Origin of the sequence: Thalassobaculum fulvum, from assembly GCF_014652915.1 — a bacterium.
In the GTDB taxonomy this organism is placed as follows: Bacteria; Pseudomonadota; Alphaproteobacteria; order Thalassobaculales; family Thalassobaculaceae; genus Thalassobaculum_A; species Thalassobaculum_A fulvum.
On record NZ_BMZS01000004.1, the window covers coordinates 165,454 to 191,938 of the forward strand.

A 26,485-nucleotide genomic window follows, 5' to 3' on the forward strand; every position below is an offset into this window, starting at 1 on the left:
CCTACCTAGCCCGCCCCGCCGTCCGGGAAAAGACCGCCGGCCGCTTGCCCGCGCCGGAGCGGCGGACGACACTCGTGCCATGCCGGAACTGCCGGACATCGCGATCTACCTGGAGGCGCTGGAGCGCCGCATCCTCGGGGCCGAGTTGACCGGGCTCAGGATCGCCAGCCCGTTCCTGGTGCGCTCGGTGGATCCGCCGATCAGGACCGCGGCCGGGCACCGGGTCGAGAGTTTGCGCCGGCTCGGCAAGCGGATCGTGATCGGGCTCGACGGAGACCTGTTCCTGGTGCTGCACCTGATGATCGCCGGCCGCCTGCAATGGGCTGCGGCCGGCGCGCCGCTGCCGGGCAGGAAGGGCCTCGCCGCCTTCGACTTCGCCGGTGGTCCGTCCGGGGGCGGGACCCTCCTCCTGACCGAGATGGGCTCGAAGAAGCGGGCCAGCCTGCATCTGGTGCGCGGGGCCGCGGCCCTGGCCGAGCACGATCCGGGCGGCGTCGAGCCGCTGGAGGCCAGTCGCGACGGGTTCGCCGCGGCACTGACCGCCGGGAACCACACCCTCAAGCGGGCGCTGACCGACCCACGCCTGTTCGCCGGCATCGGCAACGCCTATTCCGACGAGATCCTGCACGCCGCCGGGCTGTCGCCGATCGCCATGACCTCGAGACTGGACGAGGCGGAAATCGACCGGCTGTACGAAGCAACCCGGGCAACGCTGCTCGCCTGGATCGAGCGTGGCCGCCGGGAGGTCGGCGACGGCTGGCCGACCAGGGTCACCGCGTTCCGGCCGGCGATGGCCGCCCACGGCAGGTACGGCAAGCCCTGCCCGGTCTGCGGCACGCCGATCCAGCGCATCGTGCACGCCGACAACGAGACCAACTACTGCCCGCGCTGCCAGACCGGCGGCAGGCTGCTGGCCGACCGGGCGCTGTCCGGCCTGCTGAAGAAGGACTGGCCGAAGACCATCGACGAGCTGGAGAACCGGAGGAAGAACCCGTGATCGACCACGTCTCGGTCGCCGTCAGCGACCTGGCCGCCGCCGCGGCGTTCTACGACAGGCTGCTCGGCCCGCTCGGCTACACGAGGCTGGTCGAGCGCGAGCGCACGGTCGGGTTCGGCAAGAGGTATCCGGAGATCTGGCTGAACCTGCGCGAGGCCATGGCCCCGGTCGAGCCCGGCACCGGCGCCCACGTCGCCCTGCGCGCCCGCGACGAGGCGGCGGTTCGGGCGTTCCACGCGGCAGCGCTGATGCACGGCGGAAGCGATGCCGGCGCACCGGGACCGCGGCAGGCGGCGATGACGGCCTATTACGGGGCATTCGTGCACGACCCGGACGGCAACAAGATCGAGGCGGTGACGTTTCCGGCGGGGAAGTAGCGTCCCGAGCATCCGCCCGTCGCTCCGCGGGTTCCGGATCAGCCGCGCGGTGGCGCGCCTGTCCGGAATGACGAAAGGATATTGGAACTCCCACTTCACTCGTCATTCCGGACCGGGCCGCGCCAGCGGAACGGATCCGGAACCCACGAACCACCTCGTTGCTCGAAGAATGCCGCCGCACCCTACCCCCCGATCCGCACCGACGACACCAGCTGCCGGACCGTCTTGGTGACCGCCATCGCCACGATCTTGCCGGTCTTGCGGTTCTCCTCGGCGACCGCGACGTCCTCGACGAAGGTGAAGGACCCGAAGGCGCCCTTGGCCCGGACCTCGATGACGTGGGTGTCGATGGTGGTGTCGGCGACGATGGTCAGGCGGGTGCGGTCCAGGCCGATGCCGGCGAGCGCCACGGCGGCCGAGATGTTGACGTTCTGCGGATAGGTCGCCGCCCCCTCGCGAGCCGTGCCCTCGAAGATCACCGTCGGCTCGGTCATGCCGGCCAGGTCGAACATGTCCTCGGCGGCGGTGCCGAACCAGGCGCTCGGATCCTTGCGCACGATCATCTCGACCGAATCGAGCCCGCCCATCGCCGCGCCCGACAGGATGTCCAGCGCGCCGATCCCGGCCGAGGCCAGGGTCAGGGTGGCGCCGCCGGCCTCGGCCGCCTCGCGGCAGCGGGCGTGCAGCGCGTCGTCGGTCAGTGCCCCGATCGAGGTCATGATCACGCTCACCCCGCGCTCCAGCAGCCGCGGCACGTGGTCCCGCACCGCCTGGTGGCCCGCGCCCTCCAGCACCACGTCGAACGCCTCGGCGTGGAACGCCTCGGGGTCGGCCAGCAGCTTCGGCCCCGGGGCCGGCGGACGCGGCTTGCGCACCAGCACCGCCGGGATCGTCACCCGGTCGGACAGGTCGCGTGCCACCAGGTCGATCACGTGCGCGCCGATGGCACCGGCGCCGATGAGGCCGAGACGAAGCATGGGGATCCTCCGGAGACTGCTTTAGGCAACCAGCCTAACGACAGCAGCAGCCCCGGGACAGCCGGGAGAACGCCGCGTATAGTCCGTCGCCCTGCCTGACCAGCGTTCCCCGCCGATGGACACCGCCGAACCGACGCCGCTCCTGCGCAACCGCGACTTCCTGCTGTTCGTCAGCGGGCGGACCAGCAACACCATCGCCGTGCAAGCCCTGACCGTCGCGGTCGGCTGGCACGTCTACCAGGTCACCGGAGACCCGGTGGACCTCGGATTAGTCGGGCTCGCGCAGTTCGCCCCGGCGCTGGCACTGTTCCTGGTCTCCGGCCTGGCGTCCGACCGGTTCGACCGCAAGCGCATCCAGGTCGCCTGCAACCTGACCCACATGGTCGTGGTCGGACTGCTGATCGCGATCCTGTCGCACGACGATGGCGCGGTCTGGCCGATCCTGGCGGTGCTGGTGCTGCACGGGGCGGCGCGCTCGTTCTTCCACACCGCCAGCCAGGCGATCCTGCCGAACCTGGTGCCGCGGCCGCAGTTCCCGAACGCGATCGCCTACTCGTCCTCGGCCAGCAAGGCGGCGCAGCTGATCGGGCCGGCGCTCGGCGGCCTGCTGATCGCCTGGACCGGCGACGGCGTGTACTGGGTGATCCTGGCGACCTTCGCGGTGTCGGCGGCCTCGGTCGGGGCGATCGGCGCCCGCCTGAAGGTCCAGGCGCCCGAGCCGTTCGGCCTGGCGATGATCCTCGGCGGGTTCTCCTACGTCTGGCGCAACAAGCTGGTGCTGGGCGCGATCTCGATCGACCTGATGGCGGTGCTGTTCGGCGGCGTCATGGGCCTGCTGCCGGTGTTCGCCAGCGACGTGCTGCACGTCGGGCCGGACGGCCTCGGGGTGATGCGGGCGATGCCGGCGGTCGGCTCGCTGGTGATCGGCCTGGCGCTCACCCAGATCGCCGCCCCGCGCCAAATGGGGCCGGCGTTCTTCGTGGCGCTGGCGATTTTCGGCGCCTCGATCGTGGTGTTCAGCCTGTCCGAGACGTTCTGGCTGTCGCTGCTGGCGCTCGGGGTGTACGGCGGCGCCGACATGGTCAGCGTCTACATCCGCCAGACCCTGGTGCAGATCGCCACGCCCGACGGCATGCGCGGCCGGGTCAGCGCGGTCAACTCGGTCGCCATCAACGCCTCGAACGAACTCGGCGACTTCCGGGCCGGCATGATGGCCGGCGCCATCGGCTCGGTGCCGTCGGTGCTGGTCGGCGGCATCGTCACCATCGGCATCACCGCGCTGTGGTGGCGGCTGTTCCCCGGTATCCGGCGGGTCGACCGGCTCGACGACCTGTTCGAGAAGTAGCCGCTACTCGGCGGCCGCCGGCAGCGGCCGGCCGATCTCGGCCATCGCCCGGCGCAGCCCGGCCTCGACCCTGGCGTCGTTGGCCAGGGCCGCGTGCTCCAGCACCTTCGAGATCGTCGGCGACGCCTCGCCGCCATGGATCCGCAGCACCGGCGCGTCCAGCCAGTCGAACAGCCGGCGCTGGGCCTCGTCTGACACCATCTGGCCGTAGGACCCGGTCAGCGGCCCCTGCTCGGCGACCACCAGGGCGCCGGTCTTGCGGACGCTGGCGCAGATGGTGTCCCAGTCCAGCCCGGCCCGGTCGAGGCTGCGCAGGTCGACGATCTCGGCGTCGATGCCCAGCCGCTCGGCCGCCGCCCGCACGCGCTCGACCATCGCCAGGTAGGTCACGATGGTGACCGCACCGCCCTGGCGCGCCACCCGGGCCCGGCCGAGCGGGACGTGGAAATCGTAGTCGTCGACCGGCCCCGGCCCCGACGACGCGTACAGCTCCAGATGCTCGATCACCAGCACCGGGTCGTCCGAGGTCAGGGCCGAGTTCATCAGCCCGACATAGTCGAACGGCGTGGTCGGGGCGACGATCCGCCAGCCCGGGAACAGCGCGTACAGCCCGGCCGGATCCATCGAGTGCTGGGAGCCGTAGCCGGAGCCCATGGCGACCTTGCCGCGCACCACGACCGGCATGGTCAGGGTATCGCCGAACATGTGCCGGAACTTGCCGATCTGGTTGAACAACTGGTCGCAAGCCACTAAGGCAAAATCGGGATACATCAGCTCGACAACCGGCCGATAGCGCCCGTCGACGGCCACGCCGCCGGCGAAACCGCTGAAGGTCTGCTCGCAGATCGGGGTCGGCAGCACCCGGTCCGGATACTTCTCGTACAGCCCCTTGGTGGCGCCGTTGGTGCCGCCGCGCAGCCGGTGGATGTCCTCGCCCAGCACGATCACCCGCCGGTCGCGCGCCATCCGCCGGTCCATGACGGCGCTGACCACGTCGATGAACTTCCGCTCGGCGACCGCCCCCTCGTAGGTATCGAGCTCGACGAACTCGATTCCGGCGAACTCGCGGCCGTCGCTGCGCAGGCCGTCGTCGACGGTCGCGGTGTCCGGCCACAGCGCCGGCACGATCCGCCGGCCGTTGCCCTCGGGCTCAACCAGCTTCGCCACGACATCGGCCATGGTCCGGACCGAGCGCTCGCGAAGCTGCGCGTCTTCGGCGTCGTCGATCAGGCCGGCGGCGGCCGCCTCGCGCGCCACCCGCTTGATCGGGTCGCGCTTGCGCCACTCGTCCTCCTCCTCCTTCGTCCGGTAGCCGAAGGCCGAGCCCGGCAGCGGGCCGGACTGGTGGAAGTAGCGGTAGGTGTCGGCCTCGACCAGCACCGGGCCCTCGCCGGCGCGCAGCATCCCGACCGCCCTGTCCATGGTCAGCGCCACCGCCAGCGGGTCCATGCCGTCGACCCGGAACGCCGGGATCCCGAAGCCGAGGCCGCGGGCCGACAGCCGGGTCTCGCGGGTCGCCTCGTCGACCCGGGTCGCCACCGCGATCTGGTTGTTCTCGACGAAGAAACAGATCGGAAGGTTCCAGGCGGCGGCCAGGTTCAGGCTCTCCAGCGCCGCGCCGATGTTGAGGGCACCGTCGCCGAAGAACGTCACCGCCACGTCGCCGGTGCCGGCCTGCTTGCGCGACCACGCCGCCCCCAGGGCGAACGGCACGCCGCCGCCGACGATGGCGTTGGTGCCGATCACCCCGGCCTCGGCCCAGCGCAGGTGCATCGAGCCGCCGCGGCCGCCGGTGAAGCCGGGCTGCAGCCCCATGATCTCGGCCAGAGTGCGCGTCAGCATCGGCGCCACCGCCGGGTGCTCGTCACCGGCCAGCGGATCGATCGCCTCGCCGTCCAGCACGCGGCCGAGCGCCTTGGCGAGGAACTGGTGGTGGGCGCGGTGCGAGCCGTTGATCTGGTCGGCCGGGGTCAGCGCCGCCATGGCGCCGACGGCGGCGCCCTCCTGGCCGATCGAGGAATGCGCCGGACCGTTGACCAGCCCCTCGCCGGCCAGCTCCAGCACCGCCTCCTCGAAGGCGCGGATCAGGTGCATGCGGTGCAGCAGGGCGCCGAGCCGGCCGCGGCCGGCCTTCTTCCAGTCCGCCGCGGTGGTGCGGATCTCCTGCCACGGGGTATCGGTGGAAAGCCGGATGACGCGCGGCATGGCCCTACCCCCCGTATTCGTCGGTGGCGTCCTTCTTGTGGCGCAGCAGCGCCATCAGCCGGCGGTCTCGCCAGACCTGGCGCTCGCCGAGCCGGTCGGCCGTCAGGTGCTTGCGGCGCTCGGCCTCGATCCGGGTCACCAGGTCGGCATCCCAGGCCAGCACCGGCGCCTGCTCGGCCTGCAGGCGCTCGTAGAACGGGCCGTAGCGCGCGCAATAGTCGGCGACCCCGCCGGGGGCGTTCAGGTCGATGGTCTCGAACGGCCCCATGAACGACCAGCGCAGGCCGAGCCCGTCCTTGACGGTCTTGTCCAGGTCGTCGGCCGAGATCGTGCCGTCGGCCACCAGCTTGAACGCCTCGGCCAGCAGCGCGCCCTGCAGGCGGTTCAGCACGAAGCCCTCGACCTCGCGGTTCACCGAGACCGGCACCATGCCGACCGCCTCCATGACGGTCCGCGCCTTCGCGACCACCGCCTTGTCGGTCCACGGCGACGGGCACAACTCGACCAGCGGCACCAGGTAGGGCGGGTTGACCGGGTGGGCGACCAGGCAGCGCAGCCGGCCCGGCAGTTCCTCGGTGAAGCGCGAGGCGGCGATCGCCGAGGACGACGAGGCCAGGATCGCAGTCGGCCCGGCCAGCCGGTCGGCCTCCGCGAACAGCGCCGCCTTCGGCTCGACCTGCTCGGCGATGCATTCCTGCATCCATGCCGCCCCGTCCAGCGCGTCGCCCAGGCTCGCCACGGTCTCGACCCGGCCGACGACCTCGGCGGCGCTGGCGATCAGGCCCTGGGCCTCCAGGTCGTCCAGGTTGGCGCGCAGCAGCGGCAGCGCCGCGTCCAGGGCGGCCGGCACGCCGTCCCACAAGCGCACGCGGTGACCGGCGCGGGCGAACACGATGGCCCAGGCGCGGCCGATCAGGCCGGCGCCGGCAACGGCGAAGGTCTCGGGCATGGCGTTTCCTCGAACGTCTTCGTGGTTGGGCGCACCGGACGGCACGCCGTGTTTCGAGGAAGTCTAGCGGGAGTGAACCGGGCTCGGGAAGCGGCGTCGCCTTCCCCGGGCCACCTCTCCTTCTGCCGTCATCCCGGACCGGGTCGCCATAGGCGGGACGGATCCGGGACCCACCCGCCGCTCCGCGGTCGACGCGACGAAGGCCCGTCGCCTCCTGGGTCCCGGCACGATCGCGCCGAGGCGCGCTCGTCCGGGATGACGTCAAATGAGCGGTGGTTGAGGCGTCGGCGGCCTCAGGCCGTCGCGGTCTCCGCCCCGGTCTCCGGGGGTCCGAGCCGTTCGTAGACGGTACCGGCCAGCCAGCCGATCAGCGCCCAGGTCAGCGCCGAGACGACGATGGAGGTGGCGGCGAACCGGGCCGCCAGCTCGGGTGGTGCGATCCCGGCCTCGCCGCCGTGCGGGTGCGGGGCGCCGACCAGATGCGGCAGGGCGAGGACGGCGACGCCGACGACCTTCAACAGGGTCGAGCGCCCGAACGCCAGCAGCCACAGCCCGAGTGCCGCGGTCACGACGGCCGACAGCCACCAGACCTGCCGTGCGGCGAGATCGGCGGCGACGCTGCCCGGCACCTCCGGCGGCAGGCCGAGCGACGGCGACAGGGTCATGGCGGCGAAACCGGCCAACCCCCACAGCAGCCCGCGCCGGCCGCCGACGCTGTCGCCGCGCAGCACGAAGCCGGCGGTCAGCAGCAGCGCGAAGCCGACGCCGCCGACGACGTTGGCGACGGTCGTGTAGAAGAGCCGCTCGATCCCGTCGGCCGGCGCCCAGGCGTCCTCGTCGTGGACGTGCCCGGCTGCCGCCGTGGCGCCGGCGGGTACGGCGTGATCGTGGCCCCCGGCCGGCGCCGCCGACTCGGCCGACTCGAAGGTCTCGGCCTGCAGGATGAGCGGCGTGGTGGTCACCGCCTGCAGTGCCGACGTCGCCAGCCCGGCCAGCAGGCCGGCGAACAGGGCCGATATCAGGACGCGCCGGAGCACTGCGACACCCGTCAGGTCAGTGGCAGGGGAAGCCCATCGAATGGCGCCAGTCGTGCGCGGCGTTGTGCACCGCGTCCGGCGCCGCCATGCCGGTCCCGAAGGTCAGCACGCTGCCGAGGAACAGCGCCAGGAAGGCCGCGACCATCGCGTCGCGCCGAGACACCCTGGCAGCGCCTTGCTTCAGAGCTTGCGTGGTCATGCCGTTACCCCTCCATTCCTCGACGCTTGGCGGCACAGTGTACCGCCGGATTGCCGGAATCCCTAGTCGACCTGCGGTCGCCGGTCAACGCGGGCGAGCGAGACCGGCACGGACGGTTGCCGACGCCGGGTCGCTCGCCGAAGATGCCGCGATTCCACCTGCGCGACCTGTACCATGAACGACAGCCTTTCCCCCACCGACGACCCCCGGCTCGCCGGAACGCCGACCGACCGCATCTCCGACGCGGCCCGTACCCGGTTCCGGATCGACCCCGGCTGGCACTTCGGCTTCGAGCGGCTGGTCGAATGGAGCGACGTCGATGCGTTCCGGCACGCCAACCACACCAGCTTCCTGCTGTGGTTCGAGGCGGCCCGAAACCGCTACCTGCAGGCGGCCGGGCTGCCGCGGCTGTCGGCGGACACCCCGGGTCCGGTCATGATGAGCCTGGAGGCCCGCTACCTGCTGCCGCTCGCCTACTACGACCCGGTGTTCGTCACAGCCCGGGTGCGCTCGATGCGGCGCACCTCGTTCGTGATGGAGTACGCCGCCTGGGGCGAGGCCGGCTGCCACGCCAGCTGCACCGCGGTGCTGGTGCTGATGATCAACGCCACCGGCGAGAAGGTGGCGATTCCCGACGGCGTCCGGACGGCGATCCGGGCGCTCGACGCTCCATCGGAGGAAGGCGCATGAGCAGGACACACAGCGGCCGCGTCGCGGTCGTCACCGGCGGCGGTTCCGGCATCGGCCGGGCGATCGCCGAGGCGCTGGCCGAGGCCGGGGCGGCGGTCGCCGTGCTCGACGCCAACGGCAACGCCGCCGAGGACGCCGCGGGCGCGATCGCCGCGGCCGGCCACAAGGCGATGGCGGTCGCCTGCGACGTCGCCCGGTTCGAGGCCGTCGAGTCGGCCGGCCACGAGGTCGCCGCCGCACTCGGGCCGGTCGACATCCTGGTCAACAACGCCGGGATCTCGCCGAAGCACGCCGGCAAGCCGGCCTCGGTGCTGGAGATGGACCCGGCCGAGTGGAACCGGGTGGTGGAAGTCAACCTGACCGGCGCGTTCCATGGGGTGCGGGTGTTCGCGCCCGGGATGGCGCGACGCGGCTGGGGCTCGATCGTCAACCAGTCCTCGGTCGCCGGAAAGACCCATGTCGGCTTCGTCGCCGCCCACTACCCGGCCACCAAGGCCGGGCTGATCGGCCTGACCAGGCACCTGGCCGGCGAGCTCGGGCCGAGCGGCGTCAACGTCAACGCCCTGGCGCCCGGGCGGATCGACACGCCGCTGATGCGCGGGGTGGCGACCGAGGTCAACGACGCGATCGTCGCCGACACCCCGATGCGGCGGCTCGGCACGCCCGCGGACGTGGCGGCGGCCGCGCTGTTCCTGACCTCGGCCGACGGCCACTTCGTCACCGGCCAGGTGCTCGACGTCGCAGGCGGCTGGAAACTCGCCTGAGTGCCGCGTTCGGAATTCATCGATGGGCGACATTCGCCCTGACCGGTCGGTTAGGATTCGGGTTCTCTCGCGCCGCACAAACGAGTAACAATCGGGACCGTCCATGGAAGGCGGTCCAGGGGACCAACGCGACCGCCGGTCCTAACAGGAGGCATCACAGATGACCAAATTCACGTCCGCGTTCGCGGCGGGCATGCTGGCCGTGGTCACCATGACCTCGACGGCCGCCCTGGCCGCGACGCCGAAAGACACGCTGGTGGTCGCGGCGGCCATCGACGACATCGTATCGCTCGATCCGGCCGAGGCGTTCGAGTTCTCCGGCGGCGACCTGCTGCAGAACACCTACGATCGTCTGGTCGAGTTCGACCCGAAGAACCTCAGCGCCGGCTACCAGCCGGGCCTGGCCGCCTCGTGGACGGTCAGCGAGGACGGCAAGACCTACACCCTCACCATGCGCGACGGGGTGACGTTCCAGTCCGGCAACCCGTTCACCGCCGAGGACGCCGAGTTCTCGCTGCGGCGCGCGGTGCTGCTGGAGAAGACCCCGTCCTTCATCCTGACCCAGTTCGGGTTCACCAAGGACAACATCAACGACACCATCAAGGCGACCGACGCCAAGACCCTGGTGATCGTGACCGACAAGAAGTATGCGCAGTCCTTCGTGCTGAACTGCCTGAGCGCCACCATCGGCTCGATCGTCGACAAGAAGACGGCGCTGTCCCACGAGAAGGACGGCGACATGGGCTACGGGTGGCTGAAGACCAACACCGCCGGCACCGGGGCCTACGCGCTGAAGTCGTGGAAGGCCAACGAGTCCTACGTGCTTGAGGCCAACGCCAATTTCTGGCGCGCCAAGCCGGCCATGAAGCGGGTGTTCGTGCGCCACGTGTCGGAGTCGGCGAGCCAGCGCCTGCAGCTCGAGAAGGGTGACATCGACGTCGCCCGCAACCTGACCCCGGACGACATCGCGGCGATCTCGGGCAACGCCGACCTCAAGGTCGACGAGGATCTGCGCGGCCGGATCGTCTACATGTCGCTCAACCAGAAGAAGGCGCCGCTGAACGACCCCAAGGTCGTCGAGGCCTTCAAGTGGGCGGTCGACTACGAGGGCATGACCAAGACCATCCTGCGCGGCCAGTACACCGTGCATCAGGCGTTCCTGCCGCTGACCTATCTCGGCGAGCTGAAGGACAAGCCGTACAAGCTCGACATCGCCAAGGCCAAGGCGCTGCTGGCCGAGGCCGGCCACGCCTCCGACGTCGCGGTCAAGATCAACGTCCGCAACGAGCCGACCTACATGGCGATCGCCCAGGCCATCCAGGGCACGCTGACCCAGGCCGGCATCAACGCCGAGCTGACCCCGATGACCGGCAAGCAGTCGCTCGGCGAGTACCGGGCCCGCGAGCACGACGTCTACCTCGGCGCCTGGGGGCCGGACTATCCGGACCCGCACACCAACGCCGACACCTTCGCCCACAACCCGAACAACTCCGACGAGGCGAAGCTGACCGGCAAGCTGGCCTGGCGGAACGGCTGGGACATCCCCGAGATGACCAAGGCGACCGCGGCCGCCGTCGAGGAGGCCGACTCCGCCAAGCGCGCCGAGATGTACCGCGCCATCCAGCGCGAGCACCAGCAGACCAGCCCGTTCGTCATCATGTTCCAGAAGATCGAGCAGACCGGGCTGCGCAAGAACGTCGAGGGCCTCGTGACCGGCAGCGCGATCTCGTCGGTGCACTACTGGACCGTCACGAAGTAACACGGTCCAGATGAGCCTCACCGGCACCACTTCGGGCGGGAGGAGAGCCTGGCTCTCCTCCCGTTCCGGCATTCTGAAGGGCGGCCGCCTGCTGGTTTCGCTGGCGGTCACCATGCTCGGCCTGCTGCTGATCACCTTCCTGATCGGCCGCGTGATGCCGATCGACCCGGTCCTGGCCGTGGTCGGCGAACGGGCGACCAAGGAGGTCTACGAGGCGACCCGCGCCGCGATGGGCCTGGACGACCCGCTGTACATCCAGTTCTGGAACTACATCACCGAGGTGCTGCGCGGCGACTTCGGGATGTCGCTGCTGACCTCGCGCCCGGTGATCGAGGACATCGCCCGGGTGTTCCCCGCGACCCTGGAGCTGGCGACCGTCGCCACCTTCCTGGGCGTCGCGATCGGCGTGCCGGCCGGCGTGGTCGCGGCGGTCAACCAGGGACGCTGGCCCGACCATCTGGTCCGGCTGCTTGGCCTGTTCGGCTACTCGATGCCGGTGTTTTGGCTCGGCCTGATGGGGCTGCTGGTGTTCTACGGCAAGCTCGACTGGGTCGCCGGCCCGGGCCGCCTCGACGTATTCTTCGAGGACGTGGTGCCGCAGGTCACCGGGGTGATCCTGATCGACAGCCTGCTCGCCGGCGACACCGAGGTGTTCGCCAACGCGCTGTCGCACATCGTGCTGCCGGCCTCGGTGCTCGGCTACTACTCGCTCGCCTATGTCAGCCGCATGACCCGCAGCTTCATGCTCGAGCAGCTCGCCCAGGAATACGTCACGACGGCCCGCGTGAAGGGGCTGTCCGAGGCCCGGGTGATCTGGCGGCACGCGCTCGGCAACGTCATGGTACCGCTGATCACGGTGATCGCGCTCAGCTACGCCAACCTGCTCGAGGGATCGGTGCTCACCGAGATCGTGTTCGCCTGGCCGGGCATCGGCTTCTACATCACCAACGCCCTGCTGGCGGCCGACATGAGCGCCGTGCTGGGCGGCACCGTGGTCGTCGGCATCGTGTTCATCGGCCTCAACCTGCTGTCCGACGTGCTGTACCGCTTCGTCGACCCGCGGGCACGGTGAGGAGGCACGCATGACCCATCACGCCGTCTCCGCCCCCGGCCACCGCGGCCTGCACGCGTGGCTGACCTCCGATTCGCCGACCAGCCGGCTGCAGGCCCGATGCGTGCAGGTCTATCTCGGCTGGCTCGGCCTGGCCCGCAACCCGCTGGCCATGCTCGGGCTCGGTATCGTGGTCGTCCTGGTGCTGGCGGCGATCTTCGCGCCGCTGCTCGCCCCGGCCGACCCGATCGCCCAGGACCTGACGCGGCGCCTGCAGCCGCCCGGCGCGCCCGGCTTCGTTCTCGGCAGCGACGAACTCGGCCGCGACATCCTGAGCCGCCTGCTCTACGGCGCCCGGGTGACCCTCTACGTGGTCGCGCTGGTGGTGGTGACCGCGCCGGTGTTCGGGCTGATCATCGGCACGGTCGCCGGCTATGCCGGCGGCTGGGTCGACACCGTGCTGATGCGCTTCACCGACGTGTTCCTGGCGTTCCCGCGGCTGGTCCTGGCGCTGGCGTTCGTGGCGGCGCTCGGCCCCGGGATCGGCAACGCCGTGCTGGCGATCGCCCTCACCTCCTGGCCGCCCTACGCCCGTATCGCCCGGGCCGAGACCCTGACGATCCGCAACTCCGACTTCATCGCCGCGATCCGCCTGCAGGGCGCGTCGCCGCTTCGCATCGTCATCGGCCACGTCATGCCGCTGTGCATCTCCAGCGTGATCGTCCGCGTCACCCTCGACATGGCCGGCATCATCCTGACCGCCGCCGGCCTCGGCTTCCTCGGCCTCGGCGCCCAGCCGCCGCTGCCGGAATGGGGCGCGATGATCTCGACCGGACGGCAGTTCATCCTCGACCAGTGGTGGGTGGCGACCGTGCCCGGCCTGGCGATCTTCACCGTCAGCCTCGGCTTCAACCTGCTGGGCGACGGCCTGCGCGACGCCCTCGACCCGAGGTCCGGCCGATGACCGGGAACGCAAGCAAGCCGCTGCTCGAGGTCGAGGGCCTCTCGGTCCGGTTCCCGACCCGCACCCGCGTGGTCGAGGCGGTCCGCAACATCAGCTTCTCGGTCGGCCGCGAGAAGGTCGGCATCGTCGGCGAGTCCGGCTCCGGCAAGACCATGACCGGGCGTGCCGTGCTCGGGCTGATCCGGCCGCCGGGCATCGTCGAGGCCCGCAAGATGGAGTTCGACGGCATCGACCTGCGGTCGCTGTCCGAGCGCCAGTACCGCGAGATCCGCGGCAACCGCATCGCCATGGTGATGCAGGACCCGAAGTTCTCGCTGAACCCGGTGATGACGGTCGGCCGGCAGATCGCCGAGGCCTACCGGGTGCACACCAAGGCGTCGCCGTCGGAAGCAAGGCGGCGGACGCTGGAAATGCTCGAGGCTGTGCGCATCCGCGATCCCGAGCGGGTTTACGGCGCCTATCCGCACGAGGTCTCGGGCGGCATGGGCCAGCGCATCATGATCGCCATGATGCTGATCCCGGACCCGGACCTGCTGATCGCCGACGAGCCGACCTCGGCACTCGACGTCACCGTGCAGATGCAGGTGCTGGCGATCGTCGACGACCTGGTCAGCCGTCGCGGCATGGGCCTGATGTTCATCAGCCACGACCTGAACCTGGTGGCCTCGTTCTGCGACCGGGTGGTGATCATGTATGCCGGCCAGATCGTCGAGACCTGCCGGGCCTCGGAGCTGCACGCCGCCAAGCACCCCTACACCCGCGGGCTGCTGGCCTCGCTGCCGCGGGTCGACCAGCCTGTCGAGCGGCTCTCCACCCTCACCCGCCAAGAAGCCTGGAAGACGGAGCCCGGTGTCGATGCGCGCGTCCTCTGAGATCGCCCTCCAACAAGCGGCACTGGCCATCGAGCATCTCGACGTCCGCTTCGGCAAGGGCGACGAGATGGTGCATGCGGTCCGCGACGTCTCGTTCGCGGTCGACCGCGGCGAGAGCTTCGGGCTGGTCGGCGAATCCGGTTCCGGCAAGTCGACCGTGCTGCGCGCGATCGCCGGGCTGGCGACCGACTGGACCGGGCGCATCGCGGTCGAGGGCCAGAACCTGGGGCCGAAGCGGACCGCCGCGTTCTACGAGACCGTCCAGATGGTGTTCCAGGACCCGTACGGCTCGCTGCACCCGCGCCACACGGTCGACCGCACCCTCGGCGAACCCGGCCGGATCCACGGGGTCGCCGACCTCGACACCCGAATCGTCGACCTGCTGCGCGACGTCGGGCTCGGCCCGGAGTTCCGGTTCCGCTACCCGCACCAGCTCTCGGGCGGCCAGCGCCAGCGGGTGGCGATCGCCCGGGCCCTGATGCTGGAGCCGAAGATCCTGCTGCTGGACGAGCCGACCTCGGCGCTCGACGTCTCGGTGCAGGCCGAGATCCTCAACCTGCTGCAGCGGCTCAAGCGCGAGCACGGCCTGACCTACGTCCTGGTCAGCCACGACCTGGCGGTGATCGCCCACATGTGCGACCGGCTGGCGGTGATGAACGCCGGCCGGGTGGTCGAGGAGATGACGGTCGACCAGCTGCGCCGGTCGGAGCCGTCGCACCGCTACACCCAGCAGCTGCTGAAGGCCTCGCTCGGCTACGACCGCGCGGCGGTAGACGCGCTGGAGACCTTCGACTGAGGATGGCGGGGAGAGCGGCAGGCCGCTCTTCGCCATGCCGGTCATCGAGTCCTTGAAGATCGCCGACCCGGGCCGATGAGCCCAACGCCGGACCGCCGACCTGCCCTCATCCCGGATCGCCCCGCTTGCGCAAGACGTCCGGGATGAGGGCAGGTCGGCAACCGGAGATGATCGCTCGCCCGGCCGCGGGTCGCAATCGAGGATCATCTGATATCTCAGGCGGTTGACTCCGCGCCGTTTTGCCGCGGACACTGCGCCTGCCATCGTTCCAGAGCCGGGTCCGCCGGCCGGCATTCTCAAGACAGGAGGAAGCGTCATGACGTTCACGACATCCGTGCGTCGGGCGATGTGGGGTGTTCTCGGGGCCGCAGCGGTGGCCACCGTACCCTTCGCGTCTCCCCAGGCCGCCGACCCGATCAGGATCGGCGTGATCTACGACTTCACCGGGCCGTTCGCGGCCGGCGGGTCGCAGGCCGCCGCCATCGGCACCCAGATCGCCATCGACCTGATCAACGAGAAGGGCGGCGTCGAGGGCCACAAGATCGAGGCCATCACCGCCGACGCCCAGTCCAAGGCCGAGGTCGCGATCAACGAGGCGACCCGCCTGCTCGACCAGGAGAAGGTCGACCTGATCATGGGCGTCTACTCGTCGGCGCACTGCGTGCCGATGGCCCAGAAGGTCGACTCCCAGAAGAAGTTCATGTGGGCGAACGTCTGCGTCGCCTCGGCGGTGTTCAAGGGCAAGAACCTGCAGTACGTGTTCCGCGGCCAGGTCCATTCCGACCAGTTCGGCTGGGCATCGTGCACCTTCCTGAACGAGAACGCCGAAGCGAAGCTCGGCATCAAGCCGTCGGACCTCAAGGTCGCGATCATCCACGAGGACGGGCCGTACGGCTCCGGCGTCGCCTCGGGCAACGAGGAGAACTGCAAGAAGTACGGCATGAACGTGGTCCTCAAGGAGGGCTACGCCGCCACCGCGCCCGACCTGTCTAGCCTGGTCACCAAGCTGCGCCGGGCCCGGCCGGACGTCATCCTGCACACCGGCTACAACCCGGACATCACGCTGTTCCTGCGCCAGGCCAAGGAGCAGGGCCTGAAGTGGCTGGCGCTGATCGGCCACGGTGCCGGCTACGGCCAGATCGACAAGCTGGTGGCGACCTTCGGCAAGGACGCCGACTTCATCTACAACGTCGACCCGGTGGCCGCCCAGCTGCTGGACCCGAAGACCCTGGCCCCCGGCCTCGGCGACCTGACCGCCGAGATGGTGAAGCGCTACAAGGCGCAGACCGGCGCCGAGCAGGTGCCGCCGCACACCTCCATGGGCTTCAACCAGGCCTGGATCTTCTTCACCGACGTGCTGCCGCGCGCCATCAAGACCTACGGCGGCTACGATCCCGAGGCCCTTCGCAAGGCGGCGCTGGACACCGACATTCCGGTCGGCGGAACGATCCAGGGCTACGGCGTGAAGTTCAACCCGCCGGGCCACGAGATGGCCGGCCAGAACGAGCGTTCCTCGCCGGTCGTGATGCAGTACGTGGACGGCGTGACCAAGATCGTCTGGCCGTCGGCCATCCGCACCATGGATCCGGTGCTCCCGCTGCCGGCCGGCCACGCCTACGCGCGCTGACCGGACGGCACTAGCCTACCGACGTCGATTGGGGGGACCGGCGATGGGGACCATGCTGGAAGTGCGCGACCTGACCAAGCGGTTCGGCGGCTTTACCGCCGTCGACCGCATCGGCTTCGACCTGGCCGAGGGCGAGATCCTCGGCCTGATCGGGCCGAACGGCTCGGGCAAGAGCACGACGTTCAACCTCATCGCCGGCGCCCTGCCGCCGAGCGCCGGTTCGATCAAGCTGGAAGGCCGCGAGATCGGGGGCCTGTCGCCGACCGAGGTCTGCCACCTCGGGATCGCCAGGACCTACCAGATCCCGCGGCCGTTCCGGAAACTCACGATTCTCGAGAACGTGGCCCTGGCCGCGTATTTCGGGGCCAACCGCCTGATCTCCCGCTCGGAGGCCTGGAAGCGGGCCGAAGACGCGCTGACCCTCACCCAGCTGCCGACCGACCCGAGCGTCCGGGTCGACGGACTCGGCGCCGCCGGGCTCAAGAAGCTCGAGCTGGCCCGTGCGCTGGCCACCCAGCCGCGGCTGCTGCTGGCCGACGAGAGCCTGGGCGGTCTCGACGAGCAGGAGATGGACCAGGCCGCCGACATGCTCAGCGACATCCGGCGCGAGCGCGGGATCACCATCATCTGGGTCGAACACATCATGGGCGTGCTGATGCGGGTCGTGGACCGCTGCGTGGTGCTGGACCACGGCGAGATCATCGCCACCGGGTTGCCACAGGAGGTCGCCCACGACCCCAAGGTGGTCGAGGTCTACCTCGGGACCGACGCCGAGAGCGTCCAGACCCAGGTCGCGGGGCGGTCTGCCGGTGAAGCTGCCGGGGGAGCCGCCGCATGCTGACACTGGAGAACGTATCCGCCGGCTACGGGACCTTCCAGGCCCTGTTCGGCGTCAGCCTCGAAGTGCGCGCCGGCGAGGCGGTCGCCGTCATCGGGCCGAACGGCGCCGGCAAGACCTCCCTGCTGCGGGTGATCTCCAAGGTGATCCCGCTGAACGGCGGCCACATCGCCATGGAGGGCCAGTCGCTCGACAGCGTGCCGGCCCACCGGGTGATCGAGCTCGGCATCGCGCACGTGCCGGAGCACCGGCGGCTGTTCCCGCGGCTGACGGTCGAGGAGAACCTGCGCATGGGGGCGTTCATCAACGGCGCCCGGTCGCGCTTCGACGAGCGCCTGGCGTTCGTCTACGAGCTGTTCCCGCGCATGAAGGAGCGCCGCCACCAGCTCGCCGGCACGATGTCCGGCGGCGAGCAGCAGATGTGCGCGATCGGCCGCGGCCTGATGTCCGGGCCGAAGCTGCTGCTGCTGGACGAGCCGTCGGCCGGCCTGGCGCCGGTGATCGTGCAGCAGGTGTTCGACCTCGTCCGGCGGATCCGCCAGGAAGGCTACACGGTGCTGATCGTCGAGCAGAACATCCAGCAGGTTCTGAAGGTGGTCGACCGGGCGTACCTGCTCGAGGTCGGCCGGATCAAGATGAGCGGCGCGTCCCAGGAGCTCCTGGAGAACGACGAGGTCCGCCGCGCCTATATCGGTCTCTGAGGAAAGGGTAGACGATGGAATTCTCGCTGCTCGATCCGTTCCTCTGGGAGACGGTGATCCAGGGCCTGCTGTTCGGCGGGGTGCTGGCGCTGCTGTCGCTCGGCCTGAACATCATCTTCGGCGTCATCGACGTGGTGTGGATCTGCTACGCCGAGCTGATCATGCTCGGCATGTACACGATTTACTTCCTGTACACCGATTTCGGGGTGCCGCTGCCGCTGGCGTTCCTGGCCGGCATCCTGGTGGTCGCCGTGCTCGGCGCCCTGCTCCACCACCTGGTGATCCGGCCGATCCTCCATACCGAGCCGATCAATCAGCTGCTGGTGACCGGCGGCGTGCTGTTCTTCCTGCAGGGCCTCGCCACCATGATGTTCTCGGTGGAGTTCCGGAACCTCGGGGTGTCGTTCGGCAGCGTCTCGGTCGCCGAAATGTACTTCCCGGTGTCACGGATCATCGCGTTCTCGGTGTCGATCGTCGCGGTCGTGGCGCTGTGGCTGTTCCTGAAGAAGACCTATCTCGGCACCGCGATCCGGGCGATCAGCCAGGACCGCGACGTCATGCCCCTGATGGGGGTCAGCCCGCGCAAGATCTACCTGGTGACCTCGGCGCTCGGCGGCGGGCTGGCCGGCCTCGGGGCCTGCCTGCTGGTGCTGCTGTACGACATCCACCCGGCGATCGGCCTGACCTTCGGCCCGATCACCTTCATGGTCTGCGTGCTGGGCGGCCTGGGCAACATGATCGGCGGGTTCATCGCGGCGTTCATCTTCGCCGAGTTCATTGCGCTCGGCGGCTTCTACGCCGAGGTCGAGTGGGGCTACGTCCTCGCCTTCGTGTTCTTCATCGTGATGATGTTCATCCGCCCGCAGGGCATTCTCGGATCGAAGAGCTGAGGAGGACCGGACGATGGACGCCTCGACCTCCCGCAACCTGACCATCCTCAAGGGTGCCGGCCTCGCCGCCATCCTGGCGTTCCCGCTGCTCGGGTTCAGCGACTACGTCCTGCACATCGCGATCTCGATCCTGCTGTGGGGCTTCGTCTACACCGGCTGGTCGGTGATGGGCCGGTTCGGGCTGGTATCGCTCGGCCACGGCGCGTTTCTCGGCATCGGCGCCTACGGCACCACCATGCTGTGGAACCTGGCCGGACTGACGCCCTGGATCGGCATTCCGCTGTCGGTACTGGCCTCGGCGATCCTCGGCCTGCTGATCGGCCTGCCCTGCTTCCGGTTCCGAATCACCGGCCACTACTTCGCGCTGGTCACCCTGGCCCTGACCGAGGTCGCCCGGCTGCTGATCGTGGCGCTGCGCGACACCACCGGCGGCTCGCTCGGCGTGACGCCGGTCGGCGTGGTCTCGCCGGAGGACCCGGTCTCGCTGTACGCCCTGCAGTTCGCCTCGAAGACCGTCTGGTTCTACATCATCGTCGGGGTCTGGCTGGTCGGGCTGCTGATCTGGCGCGCCGTCGACCGCTCGATGATGCGCTACGCCATGGAGGCGATCAGCCAGGAGGAGGACGCGGCGGCGTCGCTCGGCGTCCACGTCACCCGCACCAAGCTGACCGTGACGGTGATCTCGGCGGCGATGACGGCGTTCGGCGGCGCGGTCTACGGCCAGTACCAGCAGTACATCAACCCGGAGACGGTGTCGGGCATCGCGATCTCGCTGCAGATCGTGTTCGCGGTGATCGCCGGCGGCATGTTCGTGCAGCTCGGCCCGACCGTCGGCGCGGTCATCACCCTGCTGCTCGGCGAGGGCCTGCGGCTCGGCTTCGGCCACGAGTTCCACGGCCTCGACGTCACCGTCTACGGGCTGATGCTGGTGCTGTTCATCATCTATATGCCGCGCGGCGTTCTCGGCAAGGCGGTGGAGGTGATGGCGGCACGCGGGTCCCGCCCCGGCACCCCGAGCCCGCAACCGGGCGAGTAGCGGTCCGGCAGGTTTCTGTCGCCGACGGCCGGTCCGGCGCAATGCCGGTGGCCGTCCGGCCGCACGACAGGACCGGATCGGTCTTTTCCCGCCGCCCCGTCTTCCGCAACCCGCCACCGCTTCCCATCCTGGGGAAAAGGGGCGGGGCTGTTGCGGGAGAGAAGCCATGCCAGTGTTCAAGGCCCCCGACTACGCCGGCCACGAGCAGGTCGTGTTCGCGTCGGATCCCGACGCCGGCCTGCAGGCCATCATCGCCATCCACGACACCACACGCGGACCGGCCCTCGGCGGCTGCCGGATGTGGGCCTACCCGACCGAGCAGGATGCGATCGCCGATGCCCTGCGGCTGTCGCGCGGCATGACCTACAAGTCGGCGCTGGCCGAACTGCCGCTGGGCGGCGGCAAGGCGGTCGTCCTGGGCGACCCGGGGCGCGACAAGTCGGCCGCCCTGTGGCGCGCCTTCGGCCGGGCGATCGAACGGCTGGGCGGCCGCTACGTCACCGGCGAGGACGTCGGCACCTCGGTCGCCGACCTCGAGGTCGTGCGCACCGCGACGGCCCATGTCGCGGGCATCCCCGAAGGCGGCGCCGGCGATCCGTCACCGGCCACCGCGTTCGGCGTGTTCGTGGGCATCCAGGCCGCGGCAAGGCGGCGGCTCGGCGGCGACAGCCTCGCCGGGCTGAGGGTCGCGGTCCAGGGGCTGGGCCATGTCGGGCTGTGCCTCGCCGAGCACCTGGCCGACGCCGGCGCGGAGCTGGTCGTCGCCGACCTCGCCGCCGAGCGCGTCGAGACCGCGGTCGGGCGCTACGGCGCCCGCGCCGTCGCGCCGGCCCGGATACATGCGGAGCCGGTCGAGGTATTCGCACCCTGCGCCATGGGGGCCGTCCTCAACGACGAGACGATCCCGGAGCTGCGGGCGCCGGTGGTGGCGGGCTCGGCCAACAACCAGCTCGCCGAAGCCCGCCACGGGGCGGCACTGGCCGAGCGCGGGGTGCTGTACGCGCCGGACTACGCGATCAACGCCGGCGGCATCATCAACGTGAGCCACGAGTCGACGCGCACTGGACGCCCCTACGACCGGCAGGCGGCGTTCGCCCGCATCGCCCGGATCCACGACACCCTGGAACGGATCTTCGAGATCGCCGACGCCGAGCGCATCCCGACCTCGACCGCTGCCGACCGGCTGGCCGAGGAGCGCCTGCGGGCGGCGTGACCGACTTTGCGCTGGATCAATGCCGGAACGGCGGCCCTGGCCGATTATGCTGCAGCCGTGTGCCCCGAGGAGCCGACCATGACCGAGACCGTCCTGGACCTGCCGGACCGATCGCCCATCGCCCGACTGAGCCGGGCCGTCGCCGACTGGTTCGCCCCGGTTCGGGCCGCCGGGCTCGACCTGGAACTGCAGCCGGCCGGCGACACCGATATCCAGATCGACCGGTGCGGCGACACCCTGACGATCCGCGGCGCCGTCGTGACGATCCGCCGGCCGGAGGAGCCGGCCGCCCTCGCCGGCTCCCGCAAGCTCTACTACTGACGCCGGCTACTGCAGGGGCACCTCGTTGAAGCTGCGCAGCTTGCGGGAATGCAGCTGCTCCGGCGGCAGCGCCCGCAGCAGTTCCATGGTCCGAAACCCGATGTCCAGGTGCTGCGCCACCTGCCGACGGTAGAAGTCGTCGGCCATACCCGGCAGCTTGAGCTCGCCGTGCAGCGGCTTGTCGGAGACGCACAGCAGCGTCCCGTACGGCACCCGGAACCGGAAGCCGTTGGCGGCGACCGTGGCGCTCTCCATGTCGAGGGCGATCGCCCGCGACAGCGACAGCGCCCGGTCCGGCTCGTGCTGCTCGCGCAGTTCCCAGTTGCGGTTGTCGGTCGACGCCACGGTGCCGGTGCGCATGATCCGCTTCACCCCGACCGGATCGAGGCCGGTGACGTCGGCCACCGCCTGCTCCAGCGACTGCTGGACCTCGGCCAGGGCCGGGATCGGCACCCAGACCGGCAGGTCGTCGTCGAGCACGTGGTCGTCCCGATGGTAGGCGTGCGCCAGCACGTAGTCGCCGAGCCGCTGGGTGTTCCTGAGGCCGGCGCAGTGTCCCAGCATGACCCAGGCGTTCGGCCGCAGCACCGCCACGTGGTCGGTGATGGTCTTGGCGTTCGACGGCCCGACCCCGATGTTGACCATCGTCACGCCCTGGTTGTCGTCGCGGACCAGATGGTAGGCCGGCATCTGCGGGGCCCGGGACGCCGGCACCCCGACCGCCGTGCCGTCCTTGCGCAACACCCGGCCACCGGGCTCGACGAAGGCGACGTAGCCGCTGCCGGGATCGCGGACCAGCGCCTCGGCCCGCTGCACGAAGCCGTCGACGTAGACCTGGTAGTTGGTGAACAGCACGAAGTTCTGGAAGTGCTCGGGCGCCGTGCCGCAATAGTGGCGCAGGCGGTGCAGCGAGTAGTCGACCCGCGGCGCCGTGAACAGGCCGAGCGGCAGCGGCTCGCCGGGCTCCGGCGCGAGTTCGCCGTTGACGATCCGGTCGTCCATCAGGGCCAGCGCCGGCATGTCGAAGTGCCGCTTCAGCCGGGTCATCGCGGCGGCGTCGAAGCCGTCGCCCACCACCATCCCGTCCGGGAACGCGAACGGCAGCGGAATCGGCGTGTCGGACAGGCACACCTCGATCGGGGCGCCGTGGTTCTCGATGATCCGGGCGAACTGCTTCCGGAGATGCGGGCCGAACAGGTCGATCCGGGTGAAGGTGCCCTCGTACACGCCGGGCTGGTCGGCGAACCCGAAGGTGGCGAGCGGCCGATGCGCCTGCTCGTCGTCGACCACCAGCCGGGCCATCGGATAGACCGCCCGGGTCCGCCCCTCCAACCCGCCCGACTCGAACGTCCGGAACCGCGACTGCAGGAACTCGACCTGCCGCCGGTAGAGCCGGTCCAGCTCGGCGACCACGCCGGCTGCGTCGCGGCAGACCACCGGTGGCTCGGCCGATGCGCGGGCAACGTTCGAGGCGTCCATGGCAGGTTCGTCCGGTCCGGTTGCGGGGCCGGATTTTATCACGGACAAAGTCTGCGCGACCACGCGGACGGCAGCCGAAATCCGTCGTTGATCGCGGGCACCGGTCGCCCGAGAATGCCGCCCGGCGGTGCCGTCCGAGCGGACGCGGAGACGGCACAATAGGGAACACGGTGAGGCGTACCCATCAGGGGCCGATGCCGTGGCTGCCCCCGCAACTGTGAGCGCCGAGCGTCGCCCTGCATGCCACTGCCGCGGACCGGGTCCGGGTGGGAAGGCTGGGCGAGCCGCGACGACGCGCGAGCCAGGAGACCTGCCGCCGCCCACGAAACCCCAATGGTCGTCGGGTGGACGACCGAGGAGATTACATGATGCATTCACGTCGCGCCCTGGCGCTCGTTCCCGTCGTCCTGGCCGCCTCGGCGTCGCCGGCCCTGGCCCACCACGCGATGGGCGGCCAGGTTCCCGATACCCTCGCGACCGGCCTGCTGTCGGGCCTCGGCCATCCGGTGATCGGCGTCGATCACCTGGCGTTCGTGGTCGCCGCCGGAGTCGCGGCGGCGTTCACCGGCAACCGCCTGCTTTCGCCGCTGGCCTTCGTGGCCGCCACCGTGGCCGGCTGCCTCCTGCAGGTGGCGGGCACCGCGCTCCCGGCCGCCGAGTTCGTGATCGCGCTGTCGGTCGTGGCGATCGGCGCGGTCGTGCTGTCCGGCCGGTCGATCGGCAGCCCGGCCCTGCTCGGCCTGTTCGCGCTCGCCGGGCTGTTCCACGGCTGGGCCTACGGCCAGAGCATCGTCGGTGCCGAGCCGACTCCGCTGCTGGCCTACCTCGCCGGCTTCTCGGCGGTCCAGTACGGCATCGCCGTCGCCGCCGGGCTGCTGGCCGTGCGGCTGTGGAAGGCGGCCGGGCCCGAAGCCGTCCGGCCGCGCCTCGCCGGTGCGGTGGTCGCGGGCATCGGCCTGACGTTCTTCCTGGAGCAGGTCGAGAGCCTGATCCTGGCCTGACGCGGACCCTCACGGGTCCTGGCGACGGACGGCGGCGGCAGCGACGCCGTCGTCCGACCGGCCGGTCATATGACGATACGACTCGGCGAACATAGATTCGAAAACCGGTCAATCTTGATCTTTTGAAATTCGGGGAGCCTGATACCGGTCCTTTCGGGGGAAAGTTCCGTCACGGCACGGAGTCACCGGTCTTGCTCTATTCCCTGTACGAGACCCAGCGGGCGCTGCTCGCCCCGGTCCGCCTGCTCACCCAGACCACCGTCGCCTTGAACGGCCACCCGCTCGCCCCGTTGTCCTATCTGGCCTTCGGCCGCGCCCTCGAGGCGGGAGTCGAGGTGCTGGACGGGATGATCAAGCACCGCGGCAAGCCGGACTGGGAGATCGACACGGCGGACACGCCGGACGGACCGGTCGCCGTCGCGTTCGAGCCGGTGCTGTCGACGCCGTTCTGCGATCTCGTCCACGTCCGCCGCGAGACGTCCCGAAGCGATCCGAAGGTCCTGCTGGTCGCACCGATGTCGGGCCACTTCTCGACGCTGCTGCGCGGCACCGTGAAGGCACTGATCGCCGACCACGACGTGTACGTCACCGACTGGATCGACGCCCGTGGCATCTCGCTCAGCCAGGGCGCGTTCCACCTGGACGACTATATCGGCGTCCTGATGGACTTCATGCGGCATCTGGCGCCCGACCTGCACGTGATCGCGGTCTGCCAGCCGGCCCCGATTACGCTGGCGACGGTGGCGCTGCTGGCCGACCAGGAGGACCCGGCGCAGCCGGCGTCGATGACCCTGATGGGCGGGCCGATCGACCCGGACGGCGCGCCGACCGTGGTCACCCAGCTCGCCGATGCCCGCGACATGAGCTGGTTCGAGACCCGCTGCATCACCACCGTGCCGCCCTACTACCCGGGCGCGCACCGGCGGGTGTATCCGGGATTTCTGCAGATCGGCGCGTTCATCGCCATGAACCCGGACCGGCATTTCGCCGCCCATCTGCAGATGTTCCGCCACCTGGTCGAGGGCGACGGCGAGTCCGCGGAAGGCAAGCAGCGGTTCTACGACGAGTACCTGTCGGTGATGGACGTGCCGGCCGAGTACTACCTCGAGACCGTGCAGCGGGTGTTCAAGGAGCGCCAGCTGCCGCGCGGCGTCATGCGGTGGCGCGGCCTGCCGGTCCGGCCCGAGGCGATCCGCAGGACCGCCCTGCTGACGATCGAGGGCGAGTTGGACGATATCTCGGCCCCCGGCCAGACGCTGGCGGCCCATCGCATGACCCCGAACATCCCGGAGGCGCGCCGACGCGACCACCTGGAACCCAGGGTCGGGCACTACGGCATCTTCAACGGCCGCAAGTGGCGGGAGAACATCGCCCCGACCATCGGCCGCTTCATCAGGGACGTCGGCTGACGGACTATCCGATCGCGGCGGTCGACGACGGCCGCTGGGCGGGGCGGCTGGCGCTCGGCCCGGTGCCGGCGGAGGACGGCGATGCCACTGCCATTGCCGAATGGGGCGCGTCCTGCGTGCTCGGCCTGACGACGCCCGGCGAGGCCGCCGCCCTCGGCTGGGGCGATATCGCCGGCCGGTTCGCGGCACTCGGGATCCCCTGGCTGAACGCGCCGATCGAGGACTTCACCGCACCCGACACCGGCTTCGAACGGCGCTGGCCGGCGATCCTGGACCGGCTGCTCGCCCGGCTCGCCGCCGGAGAGCGTGTGCTGGTGCATTGCCGAGGCGGAAAGGGGCGCAGCGGTACGGTGACGGCGGCGCTACTGGTCGCGGGCGGCATGACGCCCGACGCCGCGATCGCGGCGGTACGGCGGGTCCGTCCGGGCGCCATCGAGACACCCGAACAGGAAGCCTGGATACGTCGGCTGGCGACCACCGGCGCGACCGGCCCGGACTGAACGGCTCGGGCCGAAAGGCTCGGGCCGGCGCCGGCGCGAACAGGGCGCCGACGCCGGTCCGTCCCGTCACTTCACGGCGGCGATGACGCCGATCTCGACGGTGTACTGCGGCGCCGCCAGCCGGGGCGACTCCACACAGGCGCGCGCCGGGGCATGGCCGGCCGGCACCCAGGCGTCCCACACGCCGTTCATCTCGGCGAAATCGTCCATCGAGTTCAGCCAGATGGTCGCCGACAGGACGTGCTCCTTGTCGCTGCCCGCCTCGGCCAGCAGCGCGTCGATGCGGCCGAGGATGTCCTTCGTCTGCTCGGCGACGCTCTTGCCGCCGGCGCCCTGGGCCACCTGGCCGGCGAGATAGACCGTGCCGCCGTGAACCACGCCCTGGCTCATCCGGGTCGCGGTCTGGAAGCGCTTGATGCTCATTGGATGTTTCCCTCTTCTTCGGGGTCTGGTGCGTTGCGCCGCGGCGCGGCGGCGGTATCTTAGGC

General features: G+C 70.4%; 27 protein-coding genes and 1 riboswitch. Of the genes, 20 read left to right on the top strand and 7 right to left on the bottom strand.

Annotation, left to right across the window (positions count from 1 at the left end; translation table 11 throughout):
* Window positions 1–79: 79 nt before the first annotated feature.
* Window positions 80–997, top strand: coding sequence for an Fpg/Nei family DNA glycosylase (locus IE246_RS10120; protein WP_189988992.1), 918 nt, complete (start codon window positions 80–82; stop codon window positions 995–997).
* Entirely contained in the window at window positions 994–1,374 is a 381-nt protein-coding gene (locus IE246_RS10125; protein WP_189988994.1) for a VOC family protein, read from the top strand. The genes IE246_RS10120 and IE246_RS10125 overlap by 4 nt, the downstream gene beginning before the upstream one ends.
* Window positions 1,375–1,556: 182 nt before the next feature.
* Here the strand turns inward: IE246_RS10125 and IE246_RS10130 are convergent, their stop codons facing one another.
* Window positions 1,557–2,351, bottom strand: a complete 795-nt coding sequence (locus IE246_RS10130) for an aspartate dehydrogenase (protein ID WP_189988996.1) — start codon at window positions 2,349–2,351, stop codon at window positions 1,557–1,559.
* A 115-nt stretch (window positions 2,352–2,466) separates the two neighbouring features.
* Between IE246_RS10130 and IE246_RS10135 the strand changes: the two genes are divergently transcribed.
* The gene (locus IE246_RS10135) at window positions 2,467–3,696 is read left to right on the top strand and encodes an MFS transporter (protein WP_189988998.1); all 1,230 of its coding nucleotides are present in this window, start codon (window positions 2,467–2,469) and stop codon (window positions 3,694–3,696) included.
* Window positions 3,697–3,699: 3 nt separating this feature from the next.
* On the opposite strand, the gene IE246_RS10140 is transcribed toward IE246_RS10135, so the two are convergent.
* From IE246_RS10140 to IE246_RS10155, 4 genes are all read right to left on the bottom strand, one after another.
* On the bottom strand, window positions 3,700–5,901 hold the full coding sequence (locus tag IE246_RS10140) for an alpha-ketoacid dehydrogenase subunit alpha/beta (RefSeq protein WP_189989000.1): 2,202 nt from the start codon (window positions 5,899–5,901) through the stop codon (window positions 3,700–3,702).
* Window positions 5,902–5,905: 4 nt separating this feature from the next.
* A complete protein-coding gene (locus IE246_RS10145; RefSeq protein ID WP_189989002.1) occupies window positions 5,906–6,850 on the bottom strand; it encodes a 3-hydroxyacyl-CoA dehydrogenase in 945 nt (314 codons plus the stop codon).
* A 293-nt stretch (window positions 6,851–7,143) separates the two neighbouring features.
* Window positions 7,144–7,887, bottom strand: a complete 744-nt coding sequence (locus IE246_RS10150; protein ID WP_189989003.1) for a CbtA family protein — start codon at window positions 7,885–7,887, stop codon at window positions 7,144–7,146.
* Window positions 7,888–7,903: 16 nt separating this feature from the next.
* Complete coding sequence (locus IE246_RS10155; protein WP_189989005.1) at window positions 7,904–8,086, bottom strand: CbtB domain-containing protein; 183 nt, start codon at window positions 8,084–8,086, stop codon at window positions 7,904–7,906.
* Window positions 8,087–8,260: 174 nt separating this feature from the next.
* Between IE246_RS10155 and IE246_RS10160 the strand changes: the two genes are divergently transcribed.
* The 14 genes from IE246_RS10160 (at window position 8,261) to IE246_RS10225 (ending at window position 21,608) form a co-directional block, all read left to right on the top strand.
* The gene (locus IE246_RS10160) at window positions 8,261–8,776 is read left to right on the top strand and encodes an acyl-CoA thioesterase (protein WP_189989007.1); all 516 of its coding nucleotides are present in this window, start codon (window positions 8,261–8,263) and stop codon (window positions 8,774–8,776) included.
* On the top strand, window positions 8,773–9,540 hold the full coding sequence (locus IE246_RS10165) for an SDR family oxidoreductase (protein WP_189989010.1): 768 nt from the start codon (window positions 8,773–8,775) through the stop codon (window positions 9,538–9,540). Before IE246_RS10160 ends, IE246_RS10165 begins: the two co-directional genes overlap by 4 nt.
* 160 nt (window positions 9,541–9,700) lie before the next feature.
* Window positions 9,701–11,299, top strand: a complete 1,599-nt coding sequence (locus tag IE246_RS10170; protein WP_189989012.1) for an ABC transporter substrate-binding protein — start codon at window positions 9,701–9,703, stop codon at window positions 11,297–11,299.
* Between the two features lie 10 nt (window positions 11,300–11,309).
* Window positions 11,310–12,371: an ABC transporter permease gene (locus tag IE246_RS10175; protein WP_189989014.1), complete on the top strand. Its 1,062-nt coding sequence runs from the start codon at window positions 11,310–11,312 to the stop codon at window positions 12,369–12,371.
* A 10-nt stretch (window positions 12,372–12,381) separates the two neighbouring features.
* Window positions 12,382–13,314, top strand: coding sequence for an ABC transporter permease (locus IE246_RS10180; RefSeq protein WP_189989015.1), 933 nt, complete (start codon window positions 12,382–12,384; stop codon window positions 13,312–13,314).
* Complete coding sequence (locus IE246_RS10185) at window positions 13,311–14,186, top strand: ABC transporter ATP-binding protein (RefSeq protein ID WP_189989018.1); 876 nt, start codon at window positions 13,311–13,313, stop codon at window positions 14,184–14,186. Before IE246_RS10180 ends, IE246_RS10185 begins: the two co-directional genes overlap by 4 nt.
* Window positions 14,170–14,982, top strand: coding sequence for an ABC transporter ATP-binding protein (locus tag IE246_RS10190; RefSeq protein WP_189989020.1), 813 nt, complete (start codon window positions 14,170–14,172; stop codon window positions 14,980–14,982). The genes IE246_RS10185 and IE246_RS10190 overlap by 17 nt, the downstream gene beginning before the upstream one ends.
* Before the next feature lie 316 nt (window positions 14,983–15,298).
* Window positions 15,299–16,609 (top strand): ABC transporter substrate-binding protein, encoded by a 1,311-nt coding sequence (locus IE246_RS10195; protein WP_189989022.1) that lies wholly within the window; start codon window positions 15,299–15,301, stop codon window positions 16,607–16,609.
* A gap of 52 nt (window positions 16,610–16,661) precedes the next feature.
* Window positions 16,662–17,450, top strand: a complete 789-nt coding sequence (locus IE246_RS10200; RefSeq protein ID WP_189989024.1) for an ABC transporter ATP-binding protein — start codon at window positions 16,662–16,664, stop codon at window positions 17,448–17,450.
* Window positions 17,444–18,148, top strand: coding sequence for an ABC transporter ATP-binding protein (locus IE246_RS10205; protein ID WP_189989026.1), 705 nt, complete (start codon window positions 17,444–17,446; stop codon window positions 18,146–18,148). Before IE246_RS10200 ends, IE246_RS10205 begins: the two co-directional genes overlap by 7 nt.
* Before the next feature lie 14 nt (window positions 18,149–18,162).
* Window positions 18,163–19,038, top strand: coding sequence for a branched-chain amino acid ABC transporter permease (locus IE246_RS10210; RefSeq protein ID WP_189989028.1), 876 nt, complete (start codon window positions 18,163–18,165; stop codon window positions 19,036–19,038).
* 13 nt (window positions 19,039–19,051) lie between these two features.
* Window positions 19,052–20,074, top strand: coding sequence for a branched-chain amino acid ABC transporter permease (locus IE246_RS10215; RefSeq protein WP_189989030.1), 1,023 nt, complete (start codon window positions 19,052–19,054; stop codon window positions 20,072–20,074).
* A 166-nt stretch (window positions 20,075–20,240) separates the two neighbouring features.
* Complete coding sequence (locus IE246_RS10220) at window positions 20,241–21,287, top strand: Glu/Leu/Phe/Val family dehydrogenase (RefSeq protein ID WP_189989032.1); 1,047 nt, start codon at window positions 20,241–20,243, stop codon at window positions 21,285–21,287.
* Between the two features lie 78 nt (window positions 21,288–21,365).
* A complete protein-coding gene (locus tag IE246_RS10225; protein WP_189989034.1) occupies window positions 21,366–21,608 on the top strand; it encodes a hypothetical protein in 243 nt (80 codons plus the stop codon).
* A gap of 6 nt (window positions 21,609–21,614) precedes the next feature.
* On the opposite strand, the gene IE246_RS10230 is transcribed toward IE246_RS10225, so the two are convergent.
* Window positions 21,615–23,087 carry an AMP nucleosidase gene (locus IE246_RS10230; protein ID WP_189989036.1) on the bottom strand — a complete coding sequence of 491 codons (1,473 nt, stop codon included), beginning with the start codon at window positions 23,085–23,087 and terminating at the stop codon, window positions 21,615–21,617.
* A gap of 108 nt (window positions 23,088–23,195) precedes the next feature.
* Window positions 23,196–23,419: riboswitch (cobalamin riboswitch) on the top strand.
* A gap of 33 nt (window positions 23,420–23,452) precedes the next feature.
* Between IE246_RS10230 and IE246_RS10235 the strand changes: the two genes are divergently transcribed.
* The 3 genes from IE246_RS10235 (at window position 23,453) to IE246_RS10245 (ending at window position 25,997) form a co-directional block, all read left to right on the top strand.
* Window positions 23,453–24,088 (top strand): HupE/UreJ family protein, encoded by a 636-nt coding sequence (locus tag IE246_RS10235; RefSeq protein ID WP_189989039.1) that lies wholly within the window; start codon window positions 23,453–23,455, stop codon window positions 24,086–24,088.
* A gap of 191 nt (window positions 24,089–24,279) precedes the next feature.
* The gene (locus tag IE246_RS10240; protein ID WP_189989041.1) at window positions 24,280–25,497 is read left to right on the top strand and encodes a polyhydroxyalkanoate depolymerase; all 1,218 of its coding nucleotides are present in this window, start codon (window positions 24,280–24,282) and stop codon (window positions 25,495–25,497) included.
* Window positions 25,443–25,997 (top strand): protein-tyrosine phosphatase family protein, encoded by a 555-nt coding sequence (locus IE246_RS10245; protein ID WP_189989042.1) that lies wholly within the window; start codon window positions 25,443–25,445, stop codon window positions 25,995–25,997. Before IE246_RS10240 ends, IE246_RS10245 begins: the two co-directional genes overlap by 55 nt.
* 66 nt (window positions 25,998–26,063) lie before the next feature.
* Here the strand turns inward: IE246_RS10245 and IE246_RS10250 are convergent, their stop codons facing one another.
* Complete coding sequence (locus tag IE246_RS10250; protein ID WP_189989044.1) at window positions 26,064–26,420, bottom strand: RidA family protein; 357 nt, start codon at window positions 26,418–26,420, stop codon at window positions 26,064–26,066.
* Window positions 26,421–26,485: the final 65 nt, after the last annotated feature.

What these genes read in the sequence shown, in the direction of transcription:
- IE246_RS10120 (WP_189988992.1), top strand. Translation starts at nt 80, where the DNA reads ATGCCGGAACTGCCGGACATCGCGATCTACCTGGAGGCGCTGGAGCGC.
- IE246_RS10130 (WP_189988996.1), bottom strand. Translation starts at nt 2,351, where the DNA reads ATGCTTCGTCTCGGCCTCATCGGCGCCGGTGCCATCGGCGCGCACGTG.
- IE246_RS10135 (WP_189988998.1), top strand. Translation starts at nt 2,467, where the DNA reads ATGGACACCGCCGAACCGACGCCGCTCCTGCGCAACCGCGACTTCCTG.
- IE246_RS10140 (WP_189989000.1), bottom strand. Translation starts at nt 5,901, where the DNA reads ATGCCGCGCGTCATCCGGCTTTCCACCGATACCCCGTGGCAGGAGATC.
- IE246_RS10145 (WP_189989002.1), bottom strand. Translation starts at nt 6,850, where the DNA reads ATGCCCGAGACCTTCGCCGTTGCCGGCGCCGGCCTGATCGGCCGCGCC.
- IE246_RS10155 (WP_189989005.1), bottom strand. Translation starts at nt 8,086, where the DNA reads ATGACCACGCAAGCTCTGAAGCAAGGCGCTGCCAGGGTGTCTCGGCGC.
- IE246_RS10160 (WP_189989007.1), top strand. Translation starts at nt 8,261, where the DNA reads ATGAACGACAGCCTTTCCCCCACCGACGACCCCCGGCTCGCCGGAACG.
- IE246_RS10165 (WP_189989010.1), top strand. Translation starts at nt 8,773, where the DNA reads ATGAGCAGGACACACAGCGGCCGCGTCGCGGTCGTCACCGGCGGCGGT.
- IE246_RS10170 (WP_189989012.1), top strand. Translation starts at nt 9,701, where the DNA reads ATGACCAAATTCACGTCCGCGTTCGCGGCGGGCATGCTGGCCGTGGTC.
- IE246_RS10175 (WP_189989014.1), top strand. Translation starts at nt 11,310, where the DNA reads ATGAGCCTCACCGGCACCACTTCGGGCGGGAGGAGAGCCTGGCTCTCC.
- IE246_RS10180 (WP_189989015.1), top strand. Translation starts at nt 12,382, where the DNA reads ATGACCCATCACGCCGTCTCCGCCCCCGGCCACCGCGGCCTGCACGCG.
- IE246_RS10185 (WP_189989018.1), top strand. Translation starts at nt 13,311, where the DNA reads ATGACCGGGAACGCAAGCAAGCCGCTGCTCGAGGTCGAGGGCCTCTCG.
- IE246_RS10190 (WP_189989020.1), top strand. Translation starts at nt 14,170, where the DNA reads ATGCGCGCGTCCTCTGAGATCGCCCTCCAACAAGCGGCACTGGCCATC.
- IE246_RS10195 (WP_189989022.1), top strand. Translation starts at nt 15,299, where the DNA reads ATGACGTTCACGACATCCGTGCGTCGGGCGATGTGGGGTGTTCTCGGG.
- IE246_RS10200 (WP_189989024.1), top strand. Translation starts at nt 16,662, where the DNA reads ATGCTGGAAGTGCGCGACCTGACCAAGCGGTTCGGCGGCTTTACCGCC.
- IE246_RS10205 (WP_189989026.1), top strand. Translation starts at nt 17,444, where the DNA reads ATGCTGACACTGGAGAACGTATCCGCCGGCTACGGGACCTTCCAGGCC.
- IE246_RS10210 (WP_189989028.1), top strand. Translation starts at nt 18,163, where the DNA reads ATGGAATTCTCGCTGCTCGATCCGTTCCTCTGGGAGACGGTGATCCAG.
- IE246_RS10215 (WP_189989030.1), top strand. Translation starts at nt 19,052, where the DNA reads ATGGACGCCTCGACCTCCCGCAACCTGACCATCCTCAAGGGTGCCGGC.
- IE246_RS10220 (WP_189989032.1), top strand. Translation starts at nt 20,241, where the DNA reads ATGCCAGTGTTCAAGGCCCCCGACTACGCCGGCCACGAGCAGGTCGTG.
- IE246_RS10225 (WP_189989034.1), top strand. Translation starts at nt 21,366, where the DNA reads ATGACCGAGACCGTCCTGGACCTGCCGGACCGATCGCCCATCGCCCGA.
- IE246_RS10230 (WP_189989036.1), bottom strand. Translation starts at nt 23,087, where the DNA reads ATGGACGCCTCGAACGTTGCCCGCGCATCGGCCGAGCCACCGGTGGTC.
- IE246_RS10235 (WP_189989039.1), top strand. Translation starts at nt 23,453, where the DNA reads ATGATGCATTCACGTCGCGCCCTGGCGCTCGTTCCCGTCGTCCTGGCC.
- IE246_RS10250 (WP_189989044.1), bottom strand. Translation starts at nt 26,420, where the DNA reads ATGAGCATCAAGCGCTTCCAGACCGCGACCCGGATGAGCCAGGGCGTG.